Annotated in this window: 13 protein-coding genes; 2 read left to right on the forward strand and 11 right to left on the reverse strand. The window is 38.1% G+C overall.

Features of this window, described 5'->3' with window-relative positions:
• Window positions 1–145: 145 nt before the first annotated feature.
• Window positions 146–2,071: a fructose-1,6-bisphosphatase gene (gene fbp, locus NYE53_RS20365; protein WP_327828822.1), complete on the forward strand. Its 1,926-nt coding sequence runs from the start codon at window positions 146–148 to the stop codon at window positions 2,069–2,071.
• Between the two features lie 482 nt (window positions 2,072–2,553).
• On the opposite strand, the gene NYE53_RS20370 is transcribed toward fbp, so the two are convergent.
• The 5 genes from NYE53_RS20370 to NYE53_RS20390 form a co-directional block, all read right to left on the reverse strand.
• Window positions 2,554–3,129 carry a hypothetical protein gene (locus NYE53_RS20370; RefSeq protein ID WP_339246556.1) on the reverse strand — a complete coding sequence of 192 codons (576 nt, stop codon included), beginning with the start codon at window positions 3,127–3,129 and terminating at the stop codon, window positions 2,554–2,556.
• 980 nt (window positions 3,130–4,109) lie between these two features.
• Window positions 4,110–5,198, reverse strand: a complete 1,089-nt coding sequence (locus tag NYE53_RS20375; RefSeq protein ID WP_339246557.1) for a hypothetical protein — start codon at window positions 5,196–5,198, stop codon at window positions 4,110–4,112.
• A 456-nt stretch (window positions 5,199–5,654) separates the two neighbouring features.
• Window positions 5,655–7,514, reverse strand: a complete 1,860-nt coding sequence (locus NYE53_RS20380) for an AAA family ATPase (RefSeq protein WP_339246560.1) — start codon at window positions 7,512–7,514, stop codon at window positions 5,655–5,657.
• 108 nt (window positions 7,515–7,622) lie between these two features.
• A complete protein-coding gene (gene rlmH / locus NYE53_RS20385) occupies window positions 7,623–8,102 on the reverse strand; it encodes a 23S rRNA (pseudouridine(1915)-N(3))-methyltransferase RlmH (RefSeq protein ID WP_339246562.1) in 480 nt (159 codons plus the stop codon).
• 80 nt (window positions 8,103–8,182) lie between these two features.
• Window positions 8,183–8,353 carry a CxxH/CxxC protein gene (locus tag NYE53_RS20390; protein ID WP_003219122.1) on the reverse strand — a complete coding sequence of 57 codons (171 nt, stop codon included), beginning with the start codon at window positions 8,351–8,353 and terminating at the stop codon, window positions 8,183–8,185.
• Window positions 8,354–8,537: 184 nt separating this feature from the next.
• Between NYE53_RS20390 and NYE53_RS20395 the strand changes: the two genes are divergently transcribed.
• Window positions 8,538–8,951, forward strand: a complete 414-nt coding sequence (locus tag NYE53_RS20395) for a hypothetical protein (RefSeq protein ID WP_339246564.1) — start codon at window positions 8,538–8,540, stop codon at window positions 8,949–8,951.
• A 33-nt stretch (window positions 8,952–8,984) separates the two neighbouring features.
• Here the strand turns inward: NYE53_RS20395 and fdhA are convergent, their stop codons facing one another.
• The 6 genes from fdhA to NYE53_RS20425 form a co-directional block, all read right to left on the reverse strand.
• Complete coding sequence (gene fdhA / locus NYE53_RS20400) at window positions 8,985–10,211, reverse strand: formaldehyde dehydrogenase, glutathione-independent (RefSeq protein ID WP_339246567.1); 1,227 nt, start codon at window positions 10,209–10,211, stop codon at window positions 8,985–8,987.
• A 62-nt stretch (window positions 10,212–10,273) separates the two neighbouring features.
• Entirely contained in the window at window positions 10,274–10,444 is a 171-nt protein-coding gene (locus NYE53_RS20405; protein ID WP_327810364.1) for a hypothetical protein, read from the reverse strand.
• A gap of 104 nt (window positions 10,445–10,548) precedes the next feature.
• Window positions 10,549–10,797, reverse strand: coding sequence for a DUF2651 family protein (locus NYE53_RS20410; protein WP_339246572.1), 249 nt, complete (start codon window positions 10,795–10,797; stop codon window positions 10,549–10,551).
• 15 nt (window positions 10,798–10,812) lie between these two features.
• Complete coding sequence (locus NYE53_RS20415) at window positions 10,813–11,976, reverse strand: hypothetical protein (protein ID WP_339246575.1); 1,164 nt, start codon at window positions 11,974–11,976, stop codon at window positions 10,813–10,815.
• A gap of 10 nt (window positions 11,977–11,986) precedes the next feature.
• The gene (locus NYE53_RS20420) at window positions 11,987–12,724 is read right to left on the reverse strand and encodes a YiiX/YebB-like N1pC/P60 family cysteine hydrolase (RefSeq protein WP_339246578.1); all 738 of its coding nucleotides are present in this window, start codon (window positions 12,722–12,724) and stop codon (window positions 11,987–11,989) included.
• Window positions 12,725–12,865: 141 nt separating this feature from the next.
• On the reverse strand, window positions 12,866–13,336 hold the full coding sequence (locus NYE53_RS20425) for a GNAT family N-acetyltransferase (RefSeq protein WP_339246580.1): 471 nt from the start codon (window positions 13,334–13,336) through the stop codon (window positions 12,866–12,868).
• Window positions 13,337–13,386 lie beyond the last annotated feature (50 nt).

Below are 13,386 nucleotides of genomic sequence, written 5' to 3' on the forward strand. Positions count from 1 at the left end.
TCTCGTTTCAATTGTCTATAAAAGCAGTTATGCGGTACTATCATATAAAGGTCCAATGATGAAAAATAATGTCATACTTTTAAATTCACCTTATCATGCACATGCTCATAAATAGGGGTTTATTCTAAAAAGGGGATGGACGATTTTGGAAAGCAAGTACCTAGATCTACTCGCGCAAAAATACGATTGTGAAGAAAAAGTGGTAACAGAAATCATTAATTTGAAAGCGATATTGAACCTGCCAAAGGGCACTGAGCATTTTGTCAGTGATTTGCACGGGGAGTATCAGGCATTCCAGCACGTGCTGCGCAATGGTTCAGGACGAGTCAAAGAGAAGATACGCGACATCTTCAGCGGTGTCATTTACGATAGAGAAATCGATGAATTAGCAGCATTGGTCTACTATCCGGAAGACAAACTGAAGTTAATCAAACATGACTTTGATGCGAAAGAAGCGTTAAACGAGTGGTATAAAGAAACGATTCATCGAATGATTAAGCTCGTTTCATATTGCTCCTCCAAGTATACCCGCTCCAAATTGCGCAAAGCACTGCCTGCCCAATTTGCTTATATTACGGAGGAGCTGCTATACAAAACAGAACAAGCTGGCAACAAGGAGCAATATTACTCCGAAATCATTGATCAGATCATTGAGCTTGGCCAAGCCGATAAGCTGATCACCGGGCTTGCTTACAGCGTTCAGCGATTGGTGGTCGACCATCTGCATGTGGTCGGCGATATTTACGACCGCGGACCGCAGCCGGATAGAATTATGGAAGAACTGATCAACTATCATTCTGTCGATATTCAGTGGGGAAATCACGATGTCCTTTGGATCGGCGCCTATGCCGGTTCCAAAGTGTGCTTGGCCAATATTATCCGCATCTGTGCCCGCTACGACAACCTGGATATTATTGAAGACGTGTACGGCATCAACCTGAGACCGCTGCTAAACCTGGCCGAAAAATATTATGATGATAATCCAGCGTTCCGTCCAAAAGCAGACGACAACAGGCCAGAGGATGAGATTAAGCAAATCACAAAAATCCATCAAGCGATTGCGATGATCCAATTCAAGCTCGAGAGCCCGATTATCAAGAGACGGCCGAACTTTAATATGGAAGAGCGGCTGTTATTAGAGAAAATAGATTATGACAAAAACGAAATCACGCTGAACGGAAAAACATATCAACTGGAAAACACCTGCTTTGCGACAATTAATCCGGAGCAGCCAGATCAGCTATTAGAAGAAGAAGCAGAAGTCATAGACAAGCTGCTATTCTCTGTCCAGCATTCCGAAAAGCTGGGCCGCCATATGAATTTTATGATGAAAAAAGGCAGCCTTTATTTAAAATATAACGGCAACCTGTTGATTCACGGCTGTATTCCTGTCGATAAAAATGGCAATATGGAAACGATGATGATTGAGGATAAACCGTATGCGGGCCGTGAGCTGCTCGATGTATTTGAACGATTCTTGCGGGAAGCCTTTGCCCACCCGGAAGAAACCGATGACCTGGCGACAGATATGGCTTGGTATTTATGGACAGGCGAATACTCCTCCCTCTTCGGAAAACGTGCCATGACGACATTTGAGCGGTATTTCATCAAAGAGAAGGAAACGCATAAAGAAAAGAAAAATCCGTATTATTATTTACGCGAAGACGAGGCAACCTGCCGAAACATCCTGGCAGAATTCGGCCTCAATCCAGATCACGGCCATATCATTAACGGCCATACACCCGTAAAAGAAATCGAAGGAGAAGACCCAATCAAAGCAAACGGAAAAATGATCGTCATCGACGGCGGCTTCTCCAAAGCCTATCAATCCACAACAGGCATCGCCGGCTACACGCTGCTATACAACTCCTACGGCATGCAGCTCGTCGCCCATAAACACTTCAACTCCAAGGCAGAAGTCCTAAGCACCGGAACCGATGTCTTAACGGTGAAACGATTAGTGGACAAAGAGCTTGAGCGGAAGAAAGTAAAGGAAACGAATGTCGGTGAGGAACTGTTGCAGGAAGTAGCGATTTTGGAAAGTTTGCGGGAGTATCGGTATATGAAGTGAGGGTATGGGGTTCAGGGATTATTCTCTGGGCTCTTTCTTGCGGTTACTTACTTATTTAGTACATCAAATTGCTAACAAGTCTGGTTTTTTGCTCAGTCATAAGTGCGTATATAATATGATGAAAATTTAATTTTGTTCTCATATGAGAATAACTTAATAAATCAAGATATTGAGTATGAACTTTTTCTATAAACAACAACTCTTATATACACTCAATTATGTTGAATTTAGTTCCTTACAGGCCAAAAATCAATTCACCTCGCTCATACAACAACTAGTAAATTATTACTAAAAAATCATTGTTTTTGTTCCATATTTTTAATACCTCCCAGTATGATGTTAGAGTAAACTTGAAATGCCTATTATTGAATTTCCCCCGAAAATAATAATTCAGGACTAAAATAAGATAAGAAAAAACAGTCTAACCATTAATTAGACTGTTTGCTTGTAATTTCAGAAGTGTCATTTCAAACAAATATATATCATTTTTTTCTAAAGTTTTCTCTTATATTATTTGAATTTGGATCTAAAAGCATCTCTTTATATGAATTATAATACCTTATAATTTCCGATGTAATATTTCCTACATCAACCTTGATATAGTCCTTATCCTCTGTTTTCATTAGCTTCACTGCATAATCTTGATTAAATGTTAGTTTACTCTTTCCTTTAGTTTGTGCTGAATGAAGTATTCCACATCTAATATCTGAATAAAATATATTGGCTATTTTTTTATTAAAAATATCTGGGAAAACGTTTGATAAAAACTCAGAATAACTTTTTTTATTTCCACCCTTTGTTTCATCCCATCCATACCTAAATTGTAATAGCGTCTCTATTAATAAACAATTAAGAGCCATTATTGCAAATCCATCTCTTATTAATTCATTTTCTTTAATTAATTTATCTATTATATCTAAATATCTTCCTTGGATTCTATCATCAAAAATCTTTACAGCTCTATCCCAATTATTATTGGACTCTAAACGAATACCTAAACTTAAAAATTCCTCCTTAGTGTAACTCAAGGAAACAAATGATTTATTGTTATGTTCCATTAATTTTACTCCTTCACTACGTATAGAATCAAACCTCATCTACTTATTATGATGCAATTTACTTCTTTATCTATTTAAGGCTATATTTCATATTCAATCTCAAAAATATTTTTCTTATTTTTATTAGTTTGAAGATTAATATGTTAACAAAAATGAGCTATCAATTTAATGACAACTCATTATAGAGGATTTCTTTATCACAGTATATTTAATAAAGATTAGAATAACTCAGTAATCGAGGAGAGAGTCATTAATTAATTTTAAAGCGATAAGACTTAAAACATAACTAATCTAACAAGAAAACCAACGATAGTAGCAGTGTCACTAATCATAGACATCTCCTCCTGAATACCAACTATTTGCGTATGTCTCCATTGCTCACTAACCTTTCATCGTTTTCACAATTCCGAGGAAAGACAAATAAATTGTATCATTATTTTACCAAATAATTTAAAACAAATTTTCTATAACTATGATATGTGTAGAAATTAGTAGATCGTCTATTGGGATTTTCTAAGCTCCTTAAATCTCTAACAACTCATTTTGAGTAAGCTTATTTAAAATTAATATCTAAATTTTCAGAAATTATATATTTGTATTAATACAATACGGGTTTTAAATTTATCATTAGAAAAATCAGTGTCTTTAAGATTTACACAAAAAATTACATCTTTCTAAATAGCTTAGAAGCACTATATCTTATATTTTGAAATACGGAATCATTAAAATTATTTATATTTGTCTTATATTGACGCTCATTACTTCTTCCATTCATTTTTTGTAATATTAGCTCAATTAAAAAGAACATTTTCCTTCGTCGTTTTTAGGTTAATTTTAATTTTTTCTACCTTTTATTTTTTCCTCTCCCCCTTTAATTTTCCAATTTAAAAAAACTACTAAATATAATTAAATAGGAGATAACTAGATAAAACATTTCACTTATGAAAAGGCTCTCCATAATATGTCTCAATGAGGTTTTATTATGAAAAAGGTGAGCGAGATTTATATAGAGGTAGTCTTGAAAATATATCCAATTCACTCCGGAGATTTTCCCAGTTTCTTTGAGTTGCTGATGCATAATGTACATAGTCTTCACTATTAATAGTTTCTTCTATACAATTATAATTTGTATAAAAAATTTCATTATAACACTTCTCAGCGTATACAAATCCATTCACAAATGATTGTAATAGTTTCTCTTTGCTATCTCCAACCCTATAATTGATTTTATATGTATCACTTTCTATAATATTTAACATTGATCCTAATATTAAAATCCAACGTGCTACACTTGGTAAATGAGTTTTATCAACTTTATATTCCTCATCATTTAAGATTCTTTGTGTTATTAAAAAATTGCTTCTAATTGCAAATGACCACCAATAAAATAAATCTATCGGTTTTATATTTAAATCACTATCCACCTTTTCTTCAAAAAGTTCGTATAGTAAAATCAAATTTCTACAATTATCTGTTGCAGCAAAGGCATCTGCATCCATTTCTAGAGTCCTGAAATCTAGTGGAGAAATAGTCTTTGTAGTTTGATTCTTATCTTTTTCAAACATTGAAATATATTGAATATTCTTTTTATCTTTTGAATATAGAAATTCACAATGCCCATTAAGTAAATGTCCTAATTCATGGGTTATTATAAAGCGTGATACAAAAATTGTAAGCAATCCAGCTAATTTAATATCTATAATTTTACTATCAAAAATATTAGCTTTTCCATTATCAACGAATTTCAACAACTCGTAAGATACTTCAGTTTCATCTTCATAGTTAAAATGTAATTTTTCCAAGAAACTTTTGCTTTGCATTTTTGTAAAGCTATAAAAATAATCAAAAAAATTATCTATAACCCCCTTATATATTAGTATATTATCTGTATATTTTTCACACCATGCTTTTCCACCTAAATTCGCATCTTCTTTAATATAGAAATTCAGTTTATATTTTGAGATGTTGGTTTCATTTTTAAAAATTCCTTTCATAAGAAATTGGTATTGTTCATATATATTTAATGCTCTCTCTTTAATATCAACATAAAAGTCTTCTTTATTTTTCAAATTTTTTACCTCACTTTACTTTTCTCACAACCTTATTAGTTACATGTATCAATAAATGATATTGAAATATTTAAAAATCCTGAGTCCTAGGTGATTCCTTTTATAAACTGAACTTTTATATATTCTAAGACTTTTAGTCCCCAATCCATCCGTAGACCTTCCATAGAAACTCAACCTTTTAATTGAGTGGAGCAGAGTATAAACTTATTTGCATTATTTAACTATTTTAAATGTGAAAAAAGACCTGAAAAATTAGTTAGCCGGTGTTCACTTCCTAGATAATCAATTCTTTTTAGAACGATTAATTAACGTAAAATTAGAAAACCACACTTACTTATGATACGGTTCTCTACAGATATCTAAATACATATAAATAATTAAAAATAAATTTCACTAAATTTCTTTTATAACAACCGCTTATTATCATTTCTATTAAGCTTATTTCTTTTATAACAACTACTGTTCAAAACCCAGCTCATTTAGAATGATTGATTTTAGATTATTAACTTCAGTAGTTTTCAATTTAATGCACTCTCTGACAAGCAAATGTATAAATCTATCATATTTAATACCTTCTACAAACTGGTTTACAAACTCCTTTAATATATCTCTTCCAGGGGGAAAGTCCATCCATATATTTTCCCAGTTATCCTTGATATAATTCTTTTTTTCATCTAGGTTATTGACTATACTACTATCACCAAGTATTTCATTTATTCGCTCTCTTTGAGCAGCTACTCTTTCTTTGAGTCTTCCCTCTAAATTTTGGCCACCCACATTAAAATTAAATTTTCTTAACTCCTCATGTAATTCAAATGCAATCCATTGAGCTATAACATCATCTCTTTGACTATCAGCAATTTCTTTTAATTTAATCTCAATCTGATTTGAATTATCGAACTTATCAAGACCTACATTTTTCATGACATTTATAATCGCTTCACCATTTAAAAAATAATTTTCAATGTGATACTTTGATAGGACATGAATTTTTTGGTTAAGCTTTGCCTTAAGTTCTTCTATTTGGGAAGTTATCAAGAAATCTTTATCTCTAACTAAATAAAAATCCGATGCTTTACTCGCCTCAGTTAATAAATCCACTACAGCATTACTTACTCTCATTAGATTATTTATACCAGTAGACTGAACAAAACTTATTTGTTCTTTATATTCATCAAATAATAATTGAAAAAATTCTTTATCAGTTTTCCCCTCGACAAACATAACTTTTTCAGATATTAACTGTAAACCCACATTTGCACCTAATGACTTAAAAGTTTCAAACTTATCCTCATTACTGATAAGCCTAAATATTTGGTTTTCACCGGAATAATGAACAATTTGAAAAACATCTGTATAATTTGCAGAATCCAGTATTTCGTAAGAATGAGTTGCTAGCCAAATCTGATTATTACCCTGTAATTGCTTCAAATGTGAGGATAATAATTTTTCTAAATTAGCGTTAAGGTGCAATTCGGGTTCATCATATAAAAATATATAACTTTCTGCCTGTATCCATTTTAAATTAACGAATAACATTACTATCTCTTTCTCTCCTGAACTAAGTTCGTCAATATCATGTATCAATTCACCGTATTCTATAGGAAAGGTCAATCCGGAAATATCCCTTTTTACACCTAAAAACTTTTTAGGTTTAATATAAGAGTTAATTATTTGAACTAACTCATTAAGTTCATTCCCTATATTTCCACTTTCAACTACCTTGATTAAGTCATCAAAGTATATAGCTGCTAAGTAGTCTTTTACCCTTTCAAATCTATTCTCATTCTCATTTCTTCTACCATATCTTCTATCATCATCTTCTCCATAGAACCGCGCTAACGAACTAAGGTTTATTTCTTTATTTGATTTTGATGTCAAATTTCTATTAGCATTTATATGATTAATTTGGGAAAATTTATTACCTTCTAACAATAATTCTCCTAACTCATTATCAAATCTACAGTTGTTTATCTCATTAAAATCAAGTTTCCCGGTAATTAAATCTTTATCAGTTTTAAGAAAGGATTTCTCTTTTTCTGATAATTGGAAAGTAATTTCAATTTCTCCGTTTTGAGTTTCATTCCCAAAGGGGAATATGTTATTATTAGTAAAATCAATTCTTCTTTTTATACCATGCTTTAAATCACTTATATAAATGCGTTTTATTATTCTTTGAAATTGCTTTATTGCGTTAAATATTGTTGATTTACCAACTCCATTTGGGCCTGCAATAACTACAAAGTCTGGTATATCATTCATTTCAATATATCTAATTGCATTATAATTACGTATAGTCAATTTTCTTATTTTCACTATAATCCCCTATTTAAATTAAAGTTTATTAACTCCAATATTCGACAATTAATTTAGTTTTTCCTTTATTTTATTTTTTAAAATGTATTTACTAAGTAAAAACCTCATTCACTTATGATAAGGCTCCCCACGATTAATCCGAAAAGCCCGATAAACCTGCTCGACTAGTATGAGACGCATCAACTGATGAGGAAACGTCATTTTCGAGAACGACAGCTTTTCATCCGCTCGCTTCATTACCGCGTCACTCAGTCCGAGTGATCCGCCGATGACGAAGGTGACTTTGCTTTTTCCATATGTAGCCAGCTTATCTATTGTATCGGCTAGTTCTTCGGATGTTTTCATTTTTCCTTCGATGGCGAGGGCGATGACGTGAGCGTCGGGGCTGATTTTGGATAGGATGCGGTCGCCTTCTTTGTCTTTTATGATTTTCATGTCCTGGTCGCTTAAGTTTTCCGGCGCTTTTTCGTCCGGGAGTTCGATGATGTCGATTTTTGCGTAGGCCGAAAGTCGTTTGATGTATTCTTCAATGCCTTGCTTGAGGTATTTTTCTTTTAGTTTTCCGATTGTCACAATATTGATATTCACAGGTCATCCCCACTTTAGAAACAAGTTATTCATATATGTTGTCCACAATTGTGGATATCTTTTCTGTATTTTGTGTAAGATCATTCGTTCCCCACTATATATACTGCGGGGTCTCCACATAATTCACAGGCTGTGGATAAACTGTTAGTATGTTCGATTTTTCTGATTTCGGGCGGCAGCTCGTGGTCGTCTATGTACATATCCAGCACCGTTTCGATGTGTTCTTCACAGGAATAATACGCTTGTTTCATGTTCAAATCCTCCGATGTTTTCTTCCATTTTTACAATTGTTCTCTTCTCAATATAACCTATTTATTCACATGTTAGTAGTGCTTCGGGCTGAGTTTTATCCACAATTCGACAAACAAGCTGTTGATGACTCTATTTCGTTAGTGTGTTAGTTTGGATGTAACCGATGTATGGGGAGGTCTGCATTTGCGCTTTAGATGGGTTTGGCTTTTTGTGATCATGTTGCTGCTTGCTGGGTGTCAGCCGTCTTATTGGGTGTTGGAGAAGGATCGAATCGGTGAAGGCAGTCCAGACTTAGAAATATACGCTAATTACCTTCAAATGCATGATGATGTGAAAGGATATCAAGTCTTCACCATATCAGAAGGCAAAAAAATGGTCGTCGTGTCTCTCGGAAGCAGCGAGAACGAAAAACAGCTTGAGGTGTCAGACGTCAAATTCTCGCCTAAAGAAACGATTGTAACTGTGAAACGAAAACCCGCTTCAGAGGAAAATGAGAAAAACCCTTATATTTTGATTGGACTGGACAAAATCGAAGGGGAATTCATTGTACAGGATGAAAAGGGAAACCGCTTTGAAGAAACGGATTACCAGCAATAAAGCCGGCGTTCTGAGAACGTCCGGCTTTTTCTTTTACTTCAGTGTTCCATGCGGGTCGATGACGAATTTTTTGGCTGCGCCTTTGTCGAAGTCGCTGTAGCCTTTTGGCGCGTCGTCCAGAGAAATGACGGTGGCGTTGACGGCCTTTGCGATTTGCGCTCTGCCGCTCAGGATCGCTTTCATCAAATTGCGGTTGTATGTCATGGCGGGCGTTTGTCCGGTGACGAAGGTGTGGGCTTTGGCCCAGCCGAGTCCGAAGCGGATTTTTAGTGAGCCTGTTTTGGCGTCCGCATCCTTTGCGCCGGGATCTTCGGTCACGTATAAGCCTGGAATGCCAAGGCTGCCTCCGACCTGGGTGACGTCCATGATCGAGTTCAGCACGGCGGCAGGCGCTTCTCCTTGATTGCCGTGCCCAGATGCTTCAAAGCCAACACAGTCCACTGCAGCATCAACGGTCGGTTCACCTAGTATTTGTTCAATTTGCTCGCCGAGGCGGTCGTGTTTTTGTACGTTGACCGTTTCACAGCCGAAGCTTCTCGCCTGTGCCAGTCTGTCTTCGTTCAGATCGCCGACAATCACGGTGGAGGCGCCTAGGAGCTGAGCGGAGTGTGCAGCTGCCAAGCCAACAGGCCCCGCTCCCGCGATATAGACGGTTGAACCTGTTTGCACGCCCGCTGTGTAAGCTCCATGGAAACCGGTCGGGAATATGTCCGACAGCATGGTCAAATCGAGAATCTTTTCTAGCGCCTGTTCTTTATCAGGGAATACCAAAAGCTGAAAATCAGCGTACGGCACCATGACATATTCAGACTGGCCGCCGACCCAGCCGCCCATATCGACGTAGCCGTAAGCCGATCCCGGACGGTCCGGATTGACATTCAGGCACACATGCGTTTTCTGCGTTTTGCACATCACACAGCGTCCGCAGGCAATATTGAAAGGAACGGATACGATATCTCCTTTTTTGATAAATTCAACATCACGCCCCGTTTCAATGACTTCTCCCGTAATTTCATGCCCGAGCACCAAGCCTTCTGGCGCCGTTGTGCGTCCTCTGACCATATGCTGGTCGCTTCCGCAAATGTTGGTTGTAATGACTTTGAGAATAACCCCATGCTCACATTTTCGATTCACATTCGCCTTTGGAACGCCGGGCCCGTCCCTTAAGATTAACTCCGGATAACCGATATCCTCCACCGCTACAGTCCCATTGCCTTTGTACACAACCGCTTTGTTTCCTGTCAACGCCATTCCTCCCATGCATGTGTTTGGACTTTGCGTCCTTGATCATGACTTCGGTTCGGCATGACTCTTTCCCTTTCTCACGACTGTTTTTTCTGTATTCTTATAACAACAAATATGCCAAGAAGGCAGCCAATAATGGTTCCGCCGATGTCTAAGAAGTCGACTTTACATCCATTTAACAAGAACACAGTAATGGCCGAAACCAGGCAGATCATAACTGCCAGAAGAATAACCCGTTTGGTCTGCATGTAATTCCTCCTTTAGATTCGTTTCTAAACCATACCCAAAATCCTCTGCAAACTTCGGTTCAACAAAAAAAGAGACATCACACCAGTCTCTTCATAAACAGAGATCACTCAAAAAATTTCCTGAGAAATAATGTGGCAACACTCGTTACTAACGCAATCCCCGTATACATAACAACCCAAAACAAGAATGAGCTATTGCCCGTAGCTAACGTAAATAACAATATCAAGCTCGCTATAAGGACGATGAGCGGCGCCACCCAAAATCTCTTAAATAAAAAATGACCCGCTATACCAAATACACCTGCGATGATCGGAAAACCAAAAACGATAAATAACACAGCGATGGCTCCCATACTACCCTCCTTGCCTTAAAACCTCTTCATCACCTCAACATCATACAGCTTCAAATGACTCTTCGGCGTCACGACATCCTTTACCTTCCTAATCTCTTTTTCTTTCATTTTCTTTCCGGTTTTCAAACTGTACTGTTCAATGTAGGCAGGCTTGTTATACGTGTATGTGAAGAAATAGAGGCTGCTGCCTTTTTGGGTGATTTCTTTGAAATCGGCTTTCATTTTGTCCTGGGAAAAGGTAAAGACGATGCTTGTTTTTCCTGTCTTGGCATCGATTTTGTGTACCTTTCCGAAGCCGTCAATGAAATACAGGTTCCCGTCATAAGGGAAAAAGCTGTTTTTAAAGCTGAAGGGCATGGAGCTGTATATCGTTTGTTCGTCGTTTTTGTATTCGGCGATGTCGTGCAGCTCTACTTTGCCGCTTTTTTTGTTGATCTTGACCATTTGATAGAGATTGCGGGCTTTTTGGCCGCGAACCATAACATAAACAGCTTGGTCGTCTACAGCAAGCTGGGATTCGACTGAGGCTCCTTCCCGGTACTGCCATTCCGTTATGGTGTGATAGGTAAGCTTCTTCTGATCTGCTTGAATCTGAAGGAGCTCATAGCCTTTTTCGTCATCTGTCGGGACGAGTGCATAAATGGTGCCGTCATGAAAACCGGAGGCTCGGATGTAGTAGGGGATGACGTCTTTTTTCCACTCTCCGTCCATTTGGCGGTACAGCTCTGAGCGGTATCCGTCTTTCTTTTTGTCGTAGCCGGAGTTGTATAAGGTGTAAAAGCCGTCCGTGTTTTGCAGAAAGCCTGCACTGTCGCCTGTGTGCTGATAGGCTCTTTTATGGGAGCGCAGGCCGTTTTTGATCGTATAAATCGTGTTTTTGTCCTCCAGCATCACGCTGTCACCGTGAACCTTGGCTGAGCCCAGCTCAAGGCCCTTCATCTTAAAGGAAGACAGCGTCCCGTCCTGGCTGATAAACAGGGCGTAGCTTTTCCCGCCGCCAAATGCATCTTGATCCGCAGAGGATGAGAAATACAGCAGGACTTCTTTGTCATCCAGGAAATCGGGGTTTCTGAGATCCTGCTGACTCACGGTTTTATGGTTTTTGAGAGGAGAAATGAAGACAAATAGTGCGATTCCTGCGAGAATCAGCATGGCGATGGTAATCATCCACTTTTTCATATCCTTCTCCTTAGTAAATGGTCATGATGGTTGTCGTATACGAAGAACTTGTGATGTCGCGCGGATACACACCTAAGCCTCCGTTGCTGTCTATATCAATGCCTGCTTTCAGCAAAAAGGCAGACCATAGGAGCTTTGAACAGTTTTTGGCGCCGTCATGGCCGGTACTTCTGTTATTGACGAAGTTAAATGAGTATGGGTCGCCCACTTTTGATACCGCCCAGTCGGCAGCAGCTGTTTTTTGAGATGAGGATACGCTGACGGTTTGCACAATGGAGTTGTCTTCCACGTCTCTGGCATTATAAGCGATCTGCCTGACGCCGTCGCTCGGGACAGATTCAACAATTTTGTCAGCAGCGGAGTACATGCCGACGTGGCCGTGATTGTAGTAGGCTGTGTAGGAGTTCGTGTAATAGATATTGCCTTTCGCGCTTGTCGGGAGTTTTTTCGTGCCGGACGAGCCGCCCATGATAGACATGCCGCTTTCCTTGGCGAGCCGGTCTCCCGCTGCTTTATCAGCCGTGATTTCCTTATAGAACTGTTTTAGGATAACATCCTGCTTTACGTGCTGTTGTTTGGCAATCTGGCTGGCAGATTTCATGATTTCTTCCGGTGTCGTGCCTGGCTGCAGTGCGGCGATTTCTTCAGCATAATTTGTGGTCTTTACGGCTTTGGCGGGAGAAACAAACAGGCCGCCGCACATTGTAAGCGCTACCAAAAACATCGACACTCGTTTCTTCAACTTCATTACATCTCCTCTTTTCTTGTGAGTGTAGGAAAGGTAATTTCCTCACCCACATTATATTAGGAAAATAAGGAAAGTAACTAGGTTATTTACAGAATTTTTAGAAATCGTTTACAGAAAAAGGCCTTTATCAGGCCCTTTTCGTTAAAGCTTCTTGCTCATCACTACGTCTGTTTCTTGAAATCCGGTTTGCTCATATAGCTTTCGCGCCGTCTGATTATGAGCAAAGACATGAAGGGACAGCTTGCGGATTCCCATACTGCGTGCCGTTTGATCTAATGCCGCCAATGCTTGCTTTGCGTAGCCCTTTCCTTGATACGGTTCATATAACCCGAAATCATAAATAAACGCTTCCTGCTGCGGATGTTCCGGTTCAGCATGTATCCAGAGCCAGCCAACGACATCCTTTTCATTCAGCTTGAGGCTCCACAAATGGTGATGGGGTGTTTCCAGCCCTCTCGGAAGCAGATCAGTAAATGCCTGCTTAGACAAAAGCTGTGCATCTTCAGGCAGCCATGTTCCCGCTTTTACCTTTTCTTCCGCGTAATGCTTTGTTGTGTACGTGAGATAAGACCGAAATTCTTCTGTCTGCATAGGGCTCAGCATGATTGTCATATCATCTCTCCTTCATATATTGACTAGAGGATTTTACATAAAATAGAAAG

Source organism: Bacillus sp. FSL R5-0523 (genome assembly GCF_037975295.1).
Classification (GTDB): Bacteria; Bacillota; Bacilli; order Bacillales; family Bacillaceae; genus Bacillus; species Bacillus subtilis.